Source organism: Aurantiacibacter xanthus (assembly GCF_003584015.1).
Lineage (GTDB): Bacteria > Pseudomonadota > Alphaproteobacteria > Sphingomonadales > Sphingomonadaceae > Alteraurantiacibacter > Alteraurantiacibacter xanthus.
The window spans coordinates 1-18007 of record NZ_QXFM01000133.1 but is presented as its reverse complement, the minus strand read 5'-3'; the positions used below and the strand labels follow the sequence as shown (position 1 = coordinate 18007).

The 18007-nt window shown below is 65.9% G+C and carries 19 protein-coding genes and 1 tRNA gene; 15 read left to right on the top strand and 5 right to left on the bottom strand.

Translation table 11 applies throughout. The features are described 5' to 3' along the window. Positions 1 to 771 carry a Rossmann-fold NAD(P)-binding domain-containing protein gene (locus D2V17_RS16650; RefSeq protein ID WP_119594062.1) on the top strand — a complete coding sequence of 257 codons (771 nt, stop codon included), beginning with the start codon at positions 1 to 3 and terminating at the stop codon, positions 769 to 771. Here the strand turns inward: D2V17_RS16650 and D2V17_RS16645 are convergent. Next, the gene (locus D2V17_RS16645; protein WP_119594060.1) at positions 755 to 1675 is read right to left on the bottom strand and encodes a DMT family transporter; all 921 of its coding nucleotides are present in this window, start codon (positions 1673 to 1675) and stop codon (positions 755 to 757) included. The genes D2V17_RS16650 and D2V17_RS16645 overlap by 17 nt on opposite strands. After that, a complete protein-coding gene (locus D2V17_RS16640) occupies positions 1672 to 2667 on the bottom strand; it encodes a threonine aldolase family protein (RefSeq protein ID WP_119594058.1) in 996 nt (331 codons plus the stop codon). The genes D2V17_RS16645 and D2V17_RS16640 overlap by 4 nt, the downstream gene beginning before the upstream one ends. 51 nt (positions 2668 to 2718) lie before the next feature. Here D2V17_RS16640 and D2V17_RS16635 point away from each other — a divergent pair, with 51 nt between their 5' ends. Together D2V17_RS16635 and D2V17_RS16630 are read left to right on the top strand one after the other, a co-directional pair. Continuing rightward, positions 2719 to 3024 carry a GNAT family N-acetyltransferase gene (locus tag D2V17_RS16635; protein WP_119594056.1) on the top strand — a complete coding sequence of 102 codons (306 nt, stop codon included), beginning with the start codon at positions 2719 to 2721 and terminating at the stop codon, positions 3022 to 3024. Positions 3025 to 3152: 128 nt separating this feature from the next. Beyond that, positions 3153 to 3581: a PRC-barrel domain-containing protein gene (locus D2V17_RS16630; protein WP_245978773.1), complete on the top strand. Its 429-nt coding sequence runs from the start codon at positions 3153 to 3155 to the stop codon at positions 3579 to 3581. A gap of 91 nt (positions 3582 to 3672) precedes the next feature. On the opposite strand, the gene D2V17_RS16625 is transcribed toward D2V17_RS16630, so the two are convergent. Further along, positions 3673 to 3747 (bottom strand) — tRNA-Thr (locus tag D2V17_RS16625). Between the two features lie 301 nt (positions 3748 to 4048). Between D2V17_RS16625 and gpmA the strand changes: the two genes are divergently transcribed. From gpmA to D2V17_RS16585, 8 genes are all read left to right on the top strand, one after another. After that, on the top strand, positions 4049 to 4735 hold the full coding sequence (gene gpmA, locus D2V17_RS16620) for a 2,3-diphosphoglycerate-dependent phosphoglycerate mutase (RefSeq protein WP_119594054.1): 687 nt from the start codon (positions 4049 to 4051) through the stop codon (positions 4733 to 4735). Between the two features lie 5 nt (positions 4736 to 4740). Beyond that, positions 4741 to 5226 carry a 5-(carboxyamino)imidazole ribonucleotide mutase gene (purE, locus tag D2V17_RS16615; RefSeq protein WP_119594052.1) on the top strand — a complete coding sequence of 162 codons (486 nt, stop codon included), beginning with the start codon at positions 4741 to 4743 and terminating at the stop codon, positions 5224 to 5226. A 5-nt stretch (positions 5227 to 5231) separates the two neighbouring features. Next, the gene (locus D2V17_RS16610; protein ID WP_119594050.1) at positions 5232 to 6284 is read left to right on the top strand and encodes a 5-(carboxyamino)imidazole ribonucleotide synthase; all 1053 of its coding nucleotides are present in this window, start codon (positions 5232 to 5234) and stop codon (positions 6282 to 6284) included. Next, a complete protein-coding gene (locus D2V17_RS16605; RefSeq protein ID WP_119594048.1) occupies positions 6284 to 6781 on the top strand; it encodes a dihydrofolate reductase in 498 nt (165 codons plus the stop codon). Before D2V17_RS16610 ends, D2V17_RS16605 begins: the two co-directional genes overlap by 1 nt. Next, a complete protein-coding gene (locus D2V17_RS16600) occupies positions 6778 to 7734 on the top strand; it encodes a bifunctional riboflavin kinase/FAD synthetase (RefSeq protein WP_119594046.1) in 957 nt (318 codons plus the stop codon). The genes D2V17_RS16605 and D2V17_RS16600 overlap by 4 nt, the downstream gene beginning before the upstream one ends. A gap of 164 nt (positions 7735 to 7898) precedes the next feature. Next, complete coding sequence (locus D2V17_RS16595) at positions 7899 to 10907, top strand: isoleucine--tRNA ligase (RefSeq protein ID WP_119594044.1); 3009 nt, start codon at positions 7899 to 7901, stop codon at positions 10905 to 10907. Further along, positions 10904 to 11416 (top strand): signal peptidase II, encoded by a 513-nt coding sequence (lspA, locus tag D2V17_RS16590; protein WP_119594042.1) that lies wholly within the window; start codon positions 10904 to 10906, stop codon positions 11414 to 11416. The genes D2V17_RS16595 and lspA overlap by 4 nt, the downstream gene beginning before the upstream one ends. 28 nt (positions 11417 to 11444) lie before the next feature. Beyond that, complete coding sequence (locus tag D2V17_RS16585; protein WP_119594040.1) at positions 11445 to 11852, top strand: DUF3035 domain-containing protein; 408 nt, start codon at positions 11445 to 11447, stop codon at positions 11850 to 11852. Positions 11853 to 11878: 26 nt separating this feature from the next. Here the strand turns inward: D2V17_RS16585 and D2V17_RS16580 are convergent, their stop codons facing one another. Then, positions 11879 to 13177 carry a hemolysin family protein gene (locus tag D2V17_RS16580; protein ID WP_119594038.1) on the bottom strand — a complete coding sequence of 433 codons (1299 nt, stop codon included), beginning with the start codon at positions 13175 to 13177 and terminating at the stop codon, positions 11879 to 11881. A gap of 161 nt (positions 13178 to 13338) precedes the next feature. Between D2V17_RS16580 and D2V17_RS16575 the strand changes: the two genes are divergently transcribed. Next, on the top strand, positions 13339 to 14019 hold the full coding sequence (locus D2V17_RS16575) for a YiaD family glycine zipper/OmpA-like lipoprotein (protein ID WP_119594037.1): 681 nt from the start codon (positions 13339 to 13341) through the stop codon (positions 14017 to 14019). Between the two features lie 116 nt (positions 14020 to 14135). Here the strand turns inward: D2V17_RS16575 and D2V17_RS16570 are convergent, their stop codons facing one another. Next, positions 14136 to 14921 carry a 3'(2'),5'-bisphosphate nucleotidase CysQ gene (locus tag D2V17_RS16570; protein WP_119594086.1) on the bottom strand — a complete coding sequence of 262 codons (786 nt, stop codon included), beginning with the start codon at positions 14919 to 14921 and terminating at the stop codon, positions 14136 to 14138. Between the two features lie 109 nt (positions 14922 to 15030). Here D2V17_RS16570 and sucC point away from each other — a divergent pair, with 109 nt between their 5' ends. From sucC to D2V17_RS16555, 3 genes are all read left to right on the top strand, one after another. Then, positions 15031 to 16230, top strand: coding sequence for an ADP-forming succinate--CoA ligase subunit beta (gene sucC / locus D2V17_RS16565; protein ID WP_119594035.1), 1200 nt, complete (start codon positions 15031 to 15033; stop codon positions 16228 to 16230). Between the two features lie 122 nt (positions 16231 to 16352). Beyond that, positions 16353 to 17099 (top strand): electron transfer flavoprotein subunit beta/FixA family protein, encoded by a 747-nt coding sequence (locus tag D2V17_RS16560; protein WP_119594008.1) that lies wholly within the window; start codon positions 16353 to 16355, stop codon positions 17097 to 17099. Then, a partial coding sequence (locus D2V17_RS16555) for an electron transfer flavoprotein subunit alpha/FixB family protein (protein WP_147367449.1) occupies positions 17099 to 18007 on the top strand: 909 nt, incomplete at its 3' end. The genes D2V17_RS16560 and D2V17_RS16555, both read left to right, overlap by 1 nt.

Genomic DNA, 18007 nt, shown 5'->3' with positions numbered 1-18007 from the left:
ATGACGCGATTGCTGATATTTGGACTCGGTTACAGTGCGAAACGCATCGGCGACCTCGCGGTTTCCGCCGGACTTTCGGTACGGGCGACGGGCAGCGATGGCGATGTGGCTTTCGGCGATGCCGATGCGGTGCTGGCGGCGCTGCGCGAGGCGGACCTGGTGCTGTCCTCGGTCCCGCCGGGCGACGAGGGCGACCCGGTGCTTGCCCGCTATGGCAAGGCGCTGGCAGGCAAGCGGCTGGCCTATCTGTCGTCGACCGGCGTCTATGGCGATACCGGCGGGGCATGGGTCGACGAGAGCGCACCGGTCGCCACGGGCCGCCGCACCAAACGCGCGGAGGCCGATTCGCAATGGCTGGCGCTGCACGCGCGGGTGTTTCGCCTGCCGGGGATTTACGGTCCGGGTCGCAGCGCGTTCGAGCGGGTCGCGAGCGGTAAGGCGCACCGGATCGACCTTCCCGGACAGGTGTTCAGCCGGGTCCATGTCGAGGATATCGCGCAAGGGGTGATGGCCGGATGGCAGGCACTGCCGGGGGCCTACAACCTCGCCGACGACCTGCCCGCCAGCCAGAACGCCGTGATCGAGGAGGCCTGCCGCCTGCTGGGGGTGGAGCCGCCGCCGCTGGTGTCGCTGGAGGAGGTAGGCCTGTCGCCGATGGCGCGCGGGTTCTATGCCGAGAACCGCCGGGTCGCGAACGGCAAGGCGAGGCGGGTACTCGGGTTCCGGCCGCTTTACCCGACCTATCGCGAGGGGCTCAGGAGCATGCTTTGACCTGCCTACCGCGCAAGGCCACCAGCAGCCCGACCATCGCCAGCGCACCGCCCCCAATGGCTAGCGCCGACCAGTGATAGCCTTCGAGCACGGTCGAAACCGCCATCGCCACCACGATCACCAGCACACCGTTATAGGCCGCGCGACCCGCGCCCAACTTGCGCACCAGATCGTAGTAAAGCGGGAAGGTGACGACCGAACCCACCAGCGCCAGCCATGCGGTGCCCAGCCAGTAAGCCGGATCGCCCGGCACTTCCGGCGCGCCGAACAGCGCGAAGGCAATCGCCGCGTCGAACAGCACGCCGTATAGCATCGACCATGCCAGCAGGCTCACCAGCGGCACGTCTTTTCCGGCGGGGCCCGCCTGAATCACATTGGCGATCGAGGCCGAGAGCATCGCGGTCAGCGCCAGCAGCGCGCCCAGCGCGACATTCCCGCCGAGCGGCGCGGTGTGCGCCTCGTTCAGCAGCAGCAGCCCGATGCCCGCCAGCGCGATCACGCTGCCGATCAGGAACCGCGCGGTGATCGCCTGCTCCAGCAAGATTCGCCCGAGTATCGCATTGGGCACCAGCATCATCCCTATCAAGAGCGCCACGATGCCCGAGGTCAGGTGCAACTCCGACCAGTAGACGAACATATAGTTCCCGCAAAACTGGAACAGCCCCATCAGCACCGCCAGCCGATGTGCCCGCCCCGGCATGGCGAGCTTTTTCCGCATAGCCAGCGCCAGCGCAAACATGGCGGGAGTCGCCAGCACGAAGCGCCATGTCACCGACCATGCGGGCGGCACTGCGGCGATCTGGGTGGTGATCACGAACCAGGTCGAGCCCCAGATCAGCGCTACCAGCAAAAAGGGCAGCGCAATCGCGGGACGCAGCAGGGTGTGCGGCGGGGCCTCGCTCATAGACGGGCGATGGCGCGGCCCAGCGCTTGGGCATGCTCGGGCCGGGTGTCCCAGGCGGCGACAATGCGCGCGTGGGCGTCGTCCCAGTCGTAGAAGGCAAAGCCCTCGGCGCGCAGCGCGGCGCGTTCTTCAGGGCTGAGGCGGACGAACAGCTCGTTCGACTGGTGCGGATAGAGCAGCCGCTCGCCCGCGCCCTCGGCCACCAGAACCGCCGCCGCATTGGCCTTGCGCGCAAGGTCGAGCCACAGGTCGCCCTCAAGCATGGCCAGCAGCTGCGCGGCCATGAAGCGCCCCTTCGAGCGCAGATGCCCCGCCCGCTTGCGCCGCCAGCGCACGAGGTCGGCCTGCGCGGGGTCGAACAGCACCACAGCGTCGGCGTCCATCGCACCGTTCTTGGTAAAGCCGAAGCTGAGCGCGTCAGCCGGGCCTGCCGCCGCAGCCGGAGCGCAGCCGAGAAAGGCCACCGCATTGCCGAATCGCGCCCCGTCCATGTGCAGGCCCAGGCCGAGCCGTGAAACCGCTGCGCCGATGGCGGCCAGTTCGTCAGGGCTATAGGCGAGCCCATATTCGCTCACCTGCGTGATCGATACCGCCTGCGCGGGCACCTGATGCACCCCGCGGGTGATGCCCGCCGCCACGGCCTCGATCGCCTCCGGGGTCAGCTTCGCGCCCTCGCCGCTGGCCAGCAGCAACTTCGCGCCGTGGAGGTAAAACCCCGGAGCGCCGCATTCGTCGCGCTCGATATGGGCGTTTTCCTCGCAGATCACCGCGCCGTGCGGCTCGACCAGCGTGGCGAGCGACAGGCAATTGGCCGCCGTGCCGGTGCCGACCCACAAGGCCGCGCAGTCGCGCCCGAACAGCTCGGAGTACGCCGCATCGAGCCGCTGGCTCAGCGCATCGTTGTCGTAGGGAGCATCGGGCGCGTCGGCAGCCTGCATCGCCGCCCACACCTGCGGATGGACACGCGCGGTATTGTCGGAGAGAAACAGCATGGAACAGCCATAGGCCTCCGCCCGTTGGACGCAAGAAGGAGCATCACGGCCATGAGCGACAGCATCGCAATCACCCACGACGACCAGACCACCCACGGCACCTACTCGGCCCCCGTGGAAGGCGCAGACCGCCCCGCCGTCCTCACCTGGACCGCACGCGGCGAGGCGCGAATCGCCGAACACACCTTCACTCCTCCGCAAGCGCGCGGGAAAGGCATTGCGCTGGCGCTGGTGAAGGAAATGGTGGCCGACGCGCGCGAGCACGGCTTCACCATCGAGCCGCAGTGCCCCTATGTCGAGGCGCAGTTCCGCAAACATGCTGACTGGGCCGACGTGCGGGCAGCCTTGCCCGAATAGGCATCTCTTCGCCGAGTCGTGGCTGCGATGGGGCGAAACCGGGATAGGGTTTCACTCCCGCCCGTTGGGTAGGTGAAAGGGCTGAAACGAAACGCGTTTTACCCATCCCGACAGTCCAGGAGAGAGCCATGACTGAGATGAGCACCACCCGCACCTATTCCGACGCTGAACTGGCACAACGCCGCGACTTCGACCGTTCGCGCCCGCTCGAACGCGATTCGAGCGCTGACCTCATCGGTTCCGACCGGGTGGAAGGCACCAGTGTCTATGCCACCGACGGTGAAAAGATCGGTCACATCAAGAAAGTGATGCTGGGCAAGCGCTCGGGCCGCGTCGAATATGCCGTGATGAGCTTCGGCGGCTTCCTCGGCATCGGGGAAGAGCAGCACCCACTGCCGTGGGAAGCGCTCGACTATGACGAATCGGTCGGCGGCTATGTCGTGAATATCGACAAGGAGCGCCTGCGCGATGCGCCGCGCTTCGCCGAAAGCGACCAGCCGAGCTACGATCAGGAATTCGGGCAGCGAATCTACGCTTACTACGGCCTGCTCTACTGACCGCACCAGATAACATCGACGCAAGAGGTCCCGGCGCGATCCGGGGCCTTTTTGCATCTGGTGTGCGGGGAAGGTCCGCTCCGGCAAATGATGGTGCTGCTGGGGAGGATTGAACTCCCGGCCTCACCCTTACCAAGGGTGCGCTCTACCACTGAGCTACAGCAGCGTCGCCATCATGCGAAGCAGGCGGGCCCTATTGTCGCGGGCGAGACGAATGTCAAGGCAAGCTTGAGCCTGCGCTGCAATCGCGCCATGACATAGCCCATGAGTGGCAAACAAACACGCGAGGAACGGCTCGCGGAAAAACTGCGCGAGAATTTGCGGCGTCGCAAGACGCAAAGCAAGGCCCAGGCGCGCGCCGGTGCGATTCGCGAGGGGACAGACACGGCGAGCCCCCTTCCAAACGACGGCTCAGGTCGCTAACGCGCTGCCTTCGCTAATTTAGTCCCCGCAGGAGAACAGCGCCCGTGCCCACCCTGATCCTCGTCCGCCACGGCCAGAGCCAGTGGAACCTGGAAAACCGCTTCACCGGCTGGTGGGACGTCGACGTGACCGAAAAGGGCGTGGCCGAGGCGCGCGCGGCAGGGCAGTTGCTGAAGGACAAGGGCGTGCTGCCCACCCGCGCCTTCACCTCGGTGCAGAAGCGCGCGATCAAGACGCTGCATCTGGCGCTCGAAGAATGCGGCCGCCTGTGGATCCCCGAGACCAAGGACTGGCGCCTGAACGAGCGCCACTATGGCGGGCTGACCGGGCTCAACAAGGCCGAGACCGCCGAAAAGCATGGTGAAGAGCAGGTCAAGGTCTGGCGCCGCAGCTTCGACGTGCCGCCGCCGCCGCTCGAAGCGGGCAGCGAGTTCGATCTCGCCGGCGATCCGCGCTACGCCGGGATCGACGTGCCCGATACCGAGAGCCTGAAGCTCACTATCGAGCGGGTGCTGCCCTATTGGGAGGCGGAAATCCTGCCCGAGCTGGCCAAGGGCGAAACCGTGATAATTTCTGCCCATGGCAACAGCTTACGCGCGCTGGTCAAGCACCTGTCGAACATTCCCGATGACGAAATCACCGAGCTGGAAATCCCCACCGGCCAGCCCATCGTCTACGAGTTCGATTCTACGTTGAATCCCGCACCGTACTACTACCTAAAGGACGCTTGAGGTTCATGGCCGTACCCAAAGTCGCTATCGTTATGGGCAGCCAGTCCGACTGGCCAACCATGCAGTGTGCCGCCAAGGTGCTCGACCAGCTTGGCGTCGCCTACGAGGCGCGGATCGTCTCGGCGCACCGCACGCCTGACCGGCTGCACAGCTTCGGCAAGGGCGCGGCGGACGAGGGATTTGAGGTCGTAATCGCCGGCGCCGGCGGCGCGGCGCACCTGCCGGGCATGGTGGCGGCGCTCACCCACCTGCCGGTGCTGGGCGTGCCGGTCAAATCGCGCGCCCTGTCGGGGCAGGACAGCCTGCTCTCGATCGTGCAGATGCCTGCGGGCGTTCCGGTCGGCACACTCGCCATCGGCGAAGCGGGCGCGACCAATGCCGGGCTCATGGCCGCCTCGATCCTCGCGCTGACCGACGAGGGCCTGCGCCAGCGCCTGATCGACTGGCGCACCGCGCAGACCGAAGCGGTCGCCGAAAAGCCGGTCGACTGACGCGGATGCTCGCACCCGGCAGCACTATCGGCATTCTGGGCGGCGGCCAGCTGGGCCGGATGATGGCCATGTCCGCCGCGCAGCTCGGCTACCGCGTCCACGTCTTCGCGCCCGACGAGCACTCGGTCGCCGCCGATGTCTCGCCCGCGCACACCCGCGCCGACTGGAGCGCCAGCGCCGCGCTGGCTGCCTTCGCCGAGGCCTGCGACGTGATCACCTACGAGTTTGAGAACGTGCCGGTCGCCCCGCTGCTGGCGCTCGATCAGGCGAAGCTCGCGCCGGGGCCGCGCGCGCTCGAAGTGGCGCAGGATCGGTTCAGTGAAAAGAGCTTCGTCAGCGAGCTGGGCGGTACGCCTGCGCCTTTTGCGGCGGTCGATTCGATGGCCGATCTGGAGGCCGCGATTGCCCGGTTCGGCACCCCTGCCATCGTGAAAACCCGGCGCGACGGCTATGACGGCAAGGGCCAGTGGCGCATCGCCAGCGCCGCCGATATCTCTGCCAGCGAAGTCGTCGCCACGCCGATGGTCTTCGAAGGCTTCGTCACTTTCGAGGCCGAATTCTCCGTGATCCTCGTGCGCGGGCGCGATGGCGAGGTGCGGTTCTGGGATTCGACCCACAACACCCACGAGCAGGGCATTCTCGCCCACTCGGTGCTGCCCGCCCCCGCCATTGTCGGCGAGCAGGTGCCCGAGGCGCGCGCGCTGGCGCAGCGGATCGCGGAAGCGCTCGGCTATGTCGGGGTGATGACCTGCGAGTTCTTCGCCACCGATGATGGCCCGGTGTTCAACGAGATGGCCCCGCGCGTGCACAACTCGGGACACTGGACCATCGAGGGCGCGGTCACCAGCCAGTTCGAGAACCATATTCGCGCCATCGCCGGGCTGCCGCTGGGCGATACGTCGAGCGTGGCGGGCAAGGTCGTGATGGACAACCTGATCGGCCCCGAGGCCTTCGCTATTGCCCGCCACCTCGCTGACCCGCGCGCGCATCTGCACCTCTATGGCAAGCTCGAGGCGCGCGAAGGCCGCAAGATGGGCCACATCACGCGGGTCGGCTGATGGCACGGCAGGTTCTCTTCATCGTCGCGCGGGCGACCAACGGCTGCATCGCGAAAGACGGGCAGGTGCCCTGGGCCATCAGCGAAGATCTGAAGCACTTCAAGCGCCACACCATGGGCAAACCCATGATCATGGGCCGCAAGACGTTCGAGAGCCTGCCCGGCCTGCTTCCGGGTCGCCGCCATATCGTGATCACCCGCCAGGCCGACTGGCAGGCCGAGGGCGCCGAAGTCGCCCATTCGCCCGCAGAGGCGCTGGCGCTCGCAGGCGACGGCGATCTCTCGGTGATCGGCGGGGCGGAAATCTGGAAGGCCATGTGGGATATGGGCACCCACTTCGAACTGACCGAGGTGTTTGAAGAGACCCAGGGCGACACCTTCATGCCCGCCCCCTCGCCCGAGACCGGCTGGCGCGAGGTTGCGCGCGAGAGTCGCCCCGCCGCCAATGGCTTCCCCGCTTACGACTTCGTGAGCCTGGAGCGGGTGAGCGCGGCATGATTCGCCTTAGCCATCGCGATACGCTGCCCGAGGCCCTGCGCGGGGCAATAGTTGCGCTAGGCAACTTTGACGGCTTTCACCTCGGCCACCAGCGGGTTGCCGAAGAGGCGGTGAACTGGGCGCGCGCCGAGGGTCGGCCCGCGATCATCGCCACCTTCGATCCGCATCCGGTGCGCCACTTCGCGCCGCATGTCCCGCCGTTCCGCCTGACCACGCTCGACCAGCGCGCCGAGCTGTTCGCCGCCGCCGGGGCCGACGCAATGCTGGTGTTCGCCTTCGACGATGAACTGGCGGCGATGCCCGCAGAAAACTTCGTGCGCGATCTGCTCGCAGGCCGAATCGGTGCGGCGGGCGTGGTGACGGGTGAAGACTTCACCTTCGGCAAGGGCCGCGGCGGGAATGTCGCGGTGCTGCGCGATGTCGGCGCGACCTGCGGGCTTGGCGCAAGGGCGATTGCGCCCGTGCTGCTTGACAATCAGGTCGTCTCGTCCAGCCGCATCCGCGACGCGCTGAAGGCTGGCGAATGCGATGTCGCCGCGCGGCTGCTTACCCGCCCCTTCGCGATTCGCGAGGTGGTGGTGCACGGCGACAAGCGCGGGCGCACGATCGGCTTTCCCACCGCCAACATGGACATGGGCCACTACCTGCGCCCGCGCTACGGCATCTATGCCGCGACCGGGCGCATCGTGGCGACGGGGCAGGAACTGAAAGGCGCGGCCAATCTCGGCGTGCGCCCCAGCTTCGACCCGCCGCGCGAAGTACTCGAACCGCATTTCTTCGACTTTTCGGGCGACCTCTATGGGCAGGAAATCGAGCTGGCCCTGCACCACTTCCTGCGCCCCGAGGCGAAGTTCGACTCGCTCGATGCTCTGGTGGCGCAGATGACCGCCGATTGCGACCGGGCGCGGGAGTTGCTTTCCGACTCACGCGGAGACGCGGAGACGCGGAGATAGAGCGCTTGCGGCGGAGCCGCTCTTCCCACTGGAACGGCAGTTCCGATGTCACGACGCAGGCGAATATGGGCGGCTTCGCCGATGGCATAACCTCTCCGCGCCTCCGCGTCTCCGCGTGAAACCAAATTGCCCAAAGCGCCCGCCCCCGCTAAGGCCCCGGGCCAATGACCGAAAAGCGCGACTACCGAGACACCGTCTTCCTCCCGAAGACCGATTTTCCCATGAAGGCCGGGCTCCCCGCAAAGGAGCCCCGTATTGCCGCACGCTGGGAAGAGGAAGGCCTCTACCAACAGATCCGCGCCGCGCGCGAAGGCCGCGAGAAATTCATCCTCCACGACGGCCCACCCTATGCCAATGGCGACATGCACATCGGCCATGCGCTGAACCATATCCTCAAGGACATGGTCTGCCGCAGCCAGTCGCTGCTCGGCAAGGACGCGCCCTATGTGCCCGGCTGGGACTGCCACGGCCTGCCGATCGAGTGGAAGGTCGAAGAAAAGTACCGCAAGAAGAAGCAGAACAAGGACGAGGTGCCGCCGCGCGAGTTCCGCCAGGAATGCCGCGACTATGCGCAGCACTGGGTCGACACGCAGCGCAGCCAGCTCAAGCGGCTCGGCATCAGCGGCGACTGGGACAATCCCTATCTTACGATGCAGTTCGACAGCGAGGCGGGGATCGTCACCGAGCTGCTGAAGTTCGCGGAAAGCGGCCAGCTCTATCGCGGCGCGAAGCCGGTGATGTGGTCGCCGGTTGAGAAAACCGCGCTGGCCGAGGCCGAGGTCGAATACGAGGACATCACCTCGACGCAGATCGACGTGGCGTTTGAGATTGTCGAATCGCCGATTGAAGCGCTCAAGGGTGCCTATGCGGTGATCTGGACGACCACGCCGTGGACGATCCCGGTGAACCAGGCTTTGGCCTATGGGCCTGAGGTTGATTACCTGCTGGTCAGGCTAAGAATTAGCGAAACGACCCAACATTTGGCTGGGACCACATCGACAAACGTAATGTCCGGTTACGTAAGTGACGGGCGAGTTTTTCTCGTGGCACGTGACAGAATTCGAGAGTTTGCATCTAGAATCGAAGCATCTCTGAACGCGGCTAGTGACCGTACCGATGGAAAAACCTTCACAGTGACAGCTGAAGACTACTATCGGGAAGTGGGTGATTTCGACCCATACGACAGTCGATATTCCCATTCCGGCAAAAGCCTAGCCGGCACCGTCGCCCGTCACCCGATGCATCACCTCGGCGGGTTCTACGCCGAGCCGCGCCCACTCCTCCCCGGCGACTTCGTCACCACCGACAGCGGCACCGGCCTCGTCCACATGGCGCCGGACCATGGCGAGGACGACTTCGACCTGTGCAAGGCCCACGGCATCGGCCCCAAGTTCGTGGTCGATGCGGGCGGTGTCTATAAGGACGACTGGCTCTGGCTCGGCGCTGACGATCTCGACGACGAGGGCAAGCCGCGCCGCCGTTCGGTCATCAACCCCGGCTTCAACGCGCCCGATGGCCCGATCTGCTCGGACTTGAGGGCTGTTGGGGCCTTGCTGTCGGCGAGGAATGACGAAACCACTCGCCATTCATACCCACACTCGTGGCGCTCGAAGGCCAAGGTGATCTATCGCTGCACCCCGCAGTGGTTCGTGCCGATGGACAAGCCGGTGAAGCCGTTCGACTTCCCCACCGCCGTGCCCGATGCGCTCGGCGCGGCCGTGGCGCTGGGCGTGCAGGCCGACCACACCGCCACCCTGCGCGAAACCGCCCTGGCCGAAATCGAGAAGACCCGCTTCGTCCCCGCCAAGGGCCAGAACCGCATCCGCTCGATGGTCGAGGGCCGCCCTGACTGGGTGCTCTCGCGCCAGCGCGCCTGGGGCGTGCCGATCACCCTGTTCGTCGACCGCAAGAGCGGCGAATATCTGGTCGACCCGCAGGTCAACCGCCGCATCATCGAGGCGATCCGCACCGAGGGCGTCGATGGCTGGGACCCCGATAGCGCCGCGCAGCTGCTCGGCCCCGACTACAACCCCGACGACTACGAGATGGTCAAAGACATTCTCGACGTCTGGTTCGATTCGGGCTGCACCCATGCCTTCGTGCTCGAATCGGGCCGCTGGCCCGACCTGCAAAGCCCCGCCGACCTCTACCTCGAAGGCAGCGACCAGCATCGCGGCTGGTTCCAGTCGTCATTGCTCGAAAGCTGCGCCACCCGTGGCCGCGCGCCCTACAAGGCGGTGCTGACCCACGGCTTCACCATGGCGGCAGACGGTCGGAAAATGTCGAAGAGCCTCGGCAATTCGATCGACCCGCTGAAGGTGATGGAGGAGTTCGGTGCCGACATCATCCGTCTGTGGGCGCTGTCGGTCGACTTCACCGAGGACCACCGGATCGGCCCTGAAATCTTGAAAGGCGTGGGCGACAGCTATCGCAAGCTGCGCAACACCTTCCGCTATATGCTCGGCGCTTTGGATGGCTTCTCGGACGACGAAAAGGTCGAAGTGGCCGACATGCCCGAGCTGGAGCGCTATGTGCTGGCACTGCTGGGCGAGCTGGACGGCAAGCTGCGGCAAGCCATCGCCGACTTCGACTTCAACGCCTACACCCGCGCGCTGACCGACTTCGCGAACGAAGACCTGTCGGCCTTCTTCTTCGATATCCGCAAGGACCGGCTCTATTGCGACGCGCCCGACGGGCTGGAGCGCCGCGCCTATCGCACCGTGCTCGATGTGCTGTTCCACGCACTGGTGCGCTATGCCGCGCCGGTGCTGGTGTTCACGGCGGAAGAGGTCTGGGGCACGCGCTATCCGACAAGTGGCTCGGTGCATCTGCTGGAGTGGCCGGAGGTGCCTGCGGTGGAGGCCGACATGGCCCGCTGGGAGACCATCCGTGAAACCCGCGCCGAGGCGCTCGAACGGATCGAGCCGCTGCGCCGCGAAAAGGTCATCGGATCGAGCCTGCAGGCCGAGGTCACCGTACCGACCGAGATCGAAGGCGTCGACTGGGCCGAACTGTTCATCTCCTCCACCGTCCATCACGGCGATTGGGCGGTGACGAAGAGCGACCACCACAAGTGCGGTCGCTGCTGGCGGCACCTGCCCGAAGTCGCCGAGGACGGCGACCTGTGCGGCCGCTGCGAAACCGTCGTCGCCCGGATGGATGAAAAGGCATGAGCGCCGCCAACAAGCTGCGCGCCCTCGGGCTCGCCATTGCGGCGGTGATCTATTTCGCCGACCAGTGGCTCAAGCGCTTCGTGGTCGACGACCTCGGCCTCACCGCCATCGGCGATCACTATCCGCTGCTGCCGTTCTTCGATTTCACCCGCACCAACAATTATGGCGTCTCGCTCGGCATGTTCGAGGCGACGAGCATGGAAATGCGCTGGGTGCTGGTGGCCGTCACCGGGCTGATCGCCTGCGTCGTGCTCTATCTGATGCTGCGCGAGCGGCGGCTCGGCGACATCGCTGCCTATGCGCTGATCCTCGGCGGGGCGCTGGGCAATATCCGCGACCGTTCCGCCTATGGCTATGTGATCGACTTTGCCGATTTCCACATCGGCGAATTCCGCCCGTTCCTCATTTTCAACGTCGCCGACGCAGCGATCAGCATCGGCGTGGTGATTATCCTTGCCCGCGCCTTGTTCATGCGCGAGAAACCCGACGACGAGCAGAGCCCCGCCTGAACAGGCGCCAACGGCCAAGAGAGATTTTATGCGCAATTCCATCCGCACCGCGATCATCGTTGCCGCCGCCTTGGGCGCAACCGCCTGTGGCGGCCTCAAGCTCGACCGTGACCGGCCCGACGAATTCGCCGTGCAGCGTCAGGCGCCGCTGGTGATCCCGCCCGATTTCGACCTCACCCCGCCCGATCCGGGCGCCCCCCGCCCCACCGAAGGCACTGCGGCGCAACAGGCGCTCGAAGCGCTGTTCGGCGGCGAGGCGGCGCGCAGCGCCATCGAGACCAGCGCCCTGCGCAGCGCCGGCGATGCCGAGGTCGGCATCCGCACCATGGTCGGCGATCCGCAGACCCACACGGTCGACAAGGGCAATGCCACGCGCACGATCCTCGTCGCCCCCGAAGGTGACGGACAGGCCGCGCGCGTCGCGGTTCCTTCCTGAACCTTGAGCTCTGAGCCGGTCCGGGGTCAGCCCGCCCGGCTCACCAACAGCTTGTCGATCCGGCGGCCGTCCATGTCGACGACCTCGAACCGCCAGCCGTGCTCGGTGAAATGCTCGCCCTCGGTCGGCAGCTTCTTCAGCACATCCAGCACATAGCCCGCGGCAGTGGCATAGTCGCGCTGCTCGGGCAGTTCGATATCGAGCTTCTCGGCCAGCGCATCGGCTGACAATGCGCCCGAAATCAACAGCGAGCCATCCTCGCGCTCGGCCACCATGGGGCTGTCGCCCTCGTCCTGATGGCTGGCGAAATCGCCCGCAATCGCCGCCAGCAGGTCCGCCGAAGTGACGATCCCGTCGAGGTGGCCATATTCGTCGTGGACCATGGCCATCGCGGTGCCCGATTGCTGCAACGCGCGCATCGCGTCGATGGCGTCGAGCTGGTCGGGCACGACCTCGCTCTTGCGCACCAGTTGCGACAGCACCAGCGGCTTGCCCGCCACCATCTGCGCCAGCACCTCGCGCACCTTGACCACGCCCAGCACCTTGTCGTCGGGCGCGCCCTCGGCCACGGGCAACAGCGAGTGACTGGTCTCGGCGATGCGGGCGCGGATCTCATCCTCGCTGGCATTGACGTCGAGCCATTCGACTTCGGTGCGCGGTGTCATCAGTTCGCGCACGGGGCGGCTCGCCAGCCGCATCACGCCTGAGAGGATCGCGCGTTCGCCTTCCTCGATCACGCCGCTGCGGGTGGCCTCGGCGAAGATCATCTGCAGTTCCTGCGCGGTGATCGTCTCTTCGCCGCGATGCTGCACACGCAGCAGGCGCAGCAGCAGGCTCGAAGAGTTGTCGAGCAGCCAGACGAACGGGGCGGCAAGGCGGGCCAGCAGGTCCATCGGGCGCGCCATGATGATGGCGATCCGTTCGGCAGAGCGCAGCGCGATCTGCTTGGGGACCAGTTCGCCGATCACCAGGCTGAGGTAGGTTGTCACCACGATCACGAGGGCAAAGCCGACCTCGGGTGCATTCTCGGGATCGAGGCCGAGCAGCACCAGCCGCTCGCCCACCGGGCCGCCCAGCGCCGCGCCGGACACCGCACCGTTGATGATGCCGACCAGCGTGATGCCGATCTGCACGGTGCTGAGGAACTTGCCCGGATCGGCCGCCAGATCCTTCGCGATGCGCGCGCTCTTGCTGCCACGCTCGGCGGATTGGTTCAGTTTGGAGGTACGCGCCGACACGATAGCCAGCTCAGACATGGCAAAAATGCCATTGAGCACGATCAGTGCGGCAAGATAGGCGAGCGAATCCCAGGGAAATGGTGACATCAGGCCTCGAGCGCTAGCAGATTGCGCGGCAAAGGCGAATGGCCAAGCGCAAGGGATAGACGGCTTGCGTTAAGGAACGGACTGGCAGACGGCGCGTTGTGGGCGCATGGACAGGCCTGCCGATCGGCTTCGCAGGCGGTCGTCATCAGAGAGGGACATTCATGAAAACCAGGAAAATTCTCGTCGCCTCGGGCGCGATTCTCTCGCTCCTCACGGTCAGCGCATGCGTGACCGACCCGAACACCGGCCAGCGCTATGCCTCGCGCACCGCCATCGGCGGCGTGGGCGGTGCCGGTCTCGGCTACCTGCTCGGCGGCCTGATCGGCGGCAAGACCGCCCGGATCGTGGGCGCTGGCATCGGCGCGGCGGCTGGCGGCTATGTCGGCTATCGCATGGACGAGCAGATCAAGGAGCTGGAAGAGGCCACCGCAGGCTCGGGCGTCGACGTGTCGCAGACCCCCAACGGCGACGGTATTCTGGTCAATCTGCCCGACGTCACCTTCCCGGTGAACTCGGCCGACATCTCCCCTGCAATGCGCCGCACGCTCGATGGCGTGGCACAGAGCATGGTGAACCATCCCAATTCGCTGATCGACGTGATGGGCCACACCGACTCGACCGGGTCGGACCAGTACAACCTCGACCTGTCACGCCGCCGTGCCGATTCGGTGACGAACTACCTCGTCTCGCGCGGGGTGGCCCGTGCCCGGATCGAATCGATCGGTTACGGCGAGCAGTACCCGGTGGCCGACAACACCACCGAAGCGGGCCGCGCGCAGAACCGCCGCGTGGAAATCCGCATCACCCCGATCACTCAGGCTGACGTCAACGCGGCCTACTGATCGTTGCGCCGGCCCATCCGGGCCGGCGTCCTCGCTGCTGCTGCCAACAGGCAGCCGAAGGCGGCGGACAGTCGCCCTTGCGGCCTCCTTCGGGAGGCCGTTTTTGTGAGCACCCTTCAATCGGGCGCGGCAATCGCCTTCGCGCGATCGGCAAGTCTGGCCACCGCGTCCCTGTGAATCGTCGGCGCGCTTACCAGCAGGCCAAAGGCACGCGGATCACGCTTGTTGAACACCAGCGGCTTGCCGAAGGCATCGCTCACCTGCGCCCCCGCCTCACGCGCGATCAGTGTCGCCGCGGCGATGTCCCACTCGTAACCCCAGCGCAGCGTCGCCACCAGATCCGCCTCGTTCGCGCCGACCATGGCAATGCGCAGAGCAATCGAGTTGGGCTTGTCGACCATCGTCAGGTCACGATCCTCCTGCTCCAGCGAATCGGCGGGCACCCGTGCTCCGGCAAAGCGGGTGCGGCGACTCGCCACCAGCCTCTCGCCATTGCGAAAGGCGCCGTTGCCAGCGGTGGCGGTCCAGACCTCATCCCGCGCAGGCGCGACAAGCATCCCGATCAGGGGCCGTCCGCCGCTGATCAGCGCCACCGACACCGCCCACCCGGTGCGGCCCCGGATGAAGTCGCGGGTGCCGTCGATGGGGTCGACGAGCCAGATCAGATCGCGGTCCAGCCGCTGGTCCGAATCGACCGATTCCTCCGATAGCCAGCCCGCAGACGGCAGCAATTTGCCCAGTTCACGCTTCAAAAAGGCATCGACGGCGAGGTCTGCCTCGCTCACCGGGTTGCCCGGCAGCTTGTCCCAGCTCGACAGCTTGTGGCCCTGCCCCGGCCACAGGAACAGCGCCATCCGGGCCGCCTCGCGGCAGATCAGCTCTAGTCGGTCGATATCGATCATGGGCAGCTTGCAGATGATGCACGTGCGAAGGCTTTGCAAGCGCCGCGATAGTGCCTAAGGCACCCGCAAACCCTTTCCTCTCATCTACGCAAGAGAACAGGCACCGCCCATGAACATCCACGAATACCAGGCCAAGGAACTGCTCGCAAAGTTCGGCATCGGCATCCCCACCGGCTATCCCGCCACTTCCGTTGCCGAGGCGGTTGAAGGGGCGAAGAAGCTGCCCGGGCCACTTTATGTCGTGAAGGCGCAGATCCACGCGGGTGGCCGCGGCAAGGGCAAGTTCAAGGAACTGGGCGCCGATGCCAAGGGCGGCGTGCGTCTCGCCAAGTCGATCGAGGACGTCGAGAAGGACGCGGGCGAGATGCTCGGCAACACCCTCGTCACCGTGCAGACGGGCGATGCGGGCAAGCAGGTCAATCGCCTCTACGTCACCGACGGCGTCGACATCGCCGAGGAATACTATCTTTCGATGCTGGTTGACCGCGCTTCGGGCCGGATCGCCATGATCGTCTCGACCGAGGGCGGCATGGACATCGAGGAAGTCGCCCACTCGACGCCCGAGAAGATCACCACCATCACCATCGACCCGGCCACCGGCTTCATGCCGCACCATGGCCGCGAAGTGGCCTTCGCGCTGAAGCTCTCGGGCGACCTCAACAAGCAGGCGCAGAAGCTGTCGAAGCAGCTTTACGAGGCCTTCACCACGCTCGATTGCGACATGCTCGAAATCAACCCGCTGGTTGAGACCAAAGACGGCAACCTGCTGGTGCTCGACACCAAGATGAGCTTCGATTCGAACGCGCTCTATCGCCACCCCGATGTCGAAGCCATGCGCGACGAGACCGAGGAAGACCCGATGGAGGTCGAAGCCTCGAAGTACGACCTCGCCTACATCAAGCTCGATGGCGACATCGGTTGCATGGTCAACGGCGCGGGCCTTGCCATGGCGACGATGGATATCATCAAGCTGAACGGCTCGTTCCCGGCGAACTTCCTCGACGTGGGCGGCGGCGCCACCACCGAGAAGGTGACGGCGGCGTTCAAGATCATCCTCAGCGATCCGGCGGTGAAGGGCATTCTCGTCAACATCTTCGGCGGGATCATGCGCTGCGACACCATCGCCGAGGGCATCGTTGCCGCGGCCAAGGAAGTCGACCTGTCGGTTCCGCTGGTGGTCCGCCTTGAGGGCACCAATGTGCAGCAGGGCAAGGACATCCTTGCCAACTCCGGCCTGCCTATCGTTCCCGCCGACAATCTGGGCGATGCCGCGCAGAAGATCGTGGGCGAGGTCAAGAAGGCGGCCTGATCCGCCGCGCACTGCCGCTGCCGCCGGGGCCAAGCGCCTCAGCGGCAGCGGTCGCCAGTCCACTTGACGTATACGTCAGGCGGTTTACATATTCGGCATCTGTTTTTTGAGAGAGGACAGCCATGAAAATCCTCGTGCCCGTTAAGCGGGTGATCGACTACAATGTGAAGCCGCGGGTGAAGGCGGATGGCTCCGGGGTGGACCTCGCCAACGTCAAGATGAGCATGAACCCGTTTGACGAGATCGCCGTCGAAGAGGCGATCCGTTTGAAGGAAGCGGGCGCTGCCGAAGAAGTGATCGCCGTCTCGATCGGCCCGGCCAAGGCGCAGGAAACGCTGCGCACCGCGCTCGCCATGGGTGCCGACCGCGCGATCCTCGTCGAGACCGACGCCGAGGTCGAACCGCTGGCGGTTGCCAAAATCCTCAAGGCGATTGCCGAGGCCGAACAGCCGGGCATTGTAATGCTCGGCAAGCAGGCGATTGACGACGATTCGAACCAGACCGGGCAGATGCTCGCCGCCCTGATGGGCCGTCCGCAGGGCACCTTCGCCTCGAAGGTCGCCATCGACGGCGATCATGTCAGCGTCACCCGCGAGGTCGACGGCGGTCTGGAGACGGTGAAACTGGCCCTGCCGGCGATCGTCACCACCGACCTGCGCCTGAACGAGCCGCGCTATGCCTCGCTGCCGAACATCATGAAGGCGAAGAAGAAGCCGCTCGACACCAAGACGCCCGACGATTTTGGCGTCGACGTCACCCCGCGCCTCAAGACCACCCACGTGGGCGAACCGCCCGTGCGGCAGGCGGGCGAGATCGTCCCCGATGTCGATACGCTGGTTGCCAAGCTTAAATCCCTGGGAGTTGCCTGATGACTGCCCTCGTACTCGCTGAACTTTCGGATGGCGCGGTGGCGCCCGCCACGCTGTCTGCCGTCACCGCTGCCGCGCAGCTTGGTGGTCAGGTGCATGTGCTCGTGGCCGGTGCGCAAGGCGCGGCTGACGAGGCCGCCAAGATTGCCGGTGTCGAGAAGGTGCTCCACGCTGGCGACGCCGCCTATGCCGATATGCTGGCCGAGAACGTCGCCCCGCTCGTGGCGGGTCTGATGGACGGCTACGATGCCTTCCTCGCGCCTGCCACCACCACCGGCAAGAACGTCGCCCCGCGTGTGGCTGCGCTGCTTGACGTGATGCAGGTGTCGGACATTCTCTCGGTCGAAGGTCCGAAGAGCTTCACCCGCCCGATCTACGCCGGCAACGCCATCGCGACGGTCGAATCGAGCGATGCCAAGCTGGTGATCACCGTGCGCACCACCGCCTTCGACAAGGCGGACGCAGAGGGCGGCTCGGCCAGCGTCGAGTCGGTGAGCGGCCCCGGCGATGCGGGCCTGTCGAGCTTCGTCGGCCTCGAAGCAGTGAAGAGCGACCGCCCCGAACTGACCAGCGCCAAGACCATCGTATCGGGTGGCCGTGCGCTGAAGGACGGCGAGACCTTCCAGGAGATCGTCACCCCGCTGGCCGACAAGCTTGGCGCTGCCATCGGCGCGAGCCGCGCGGCGGTGGACGCGGGCTATGTGCCCAACGACTATCAGGTCGGCCAGACCGGCAAGATCGTCGCGCCGGAGCTTTACGTTGCCGTGGGCATTTCGGGCGCGATCCAGCACCTTGCGGGGATGAAGGACTCCAAGGTGATCGTGGCGATCAACAAGGACCCCGATGCGCCGATCTTCCAGGTCGCCGACCTGGGGCTGGTGGCCGATCTGTTCGAAGCCGTGCCGGAA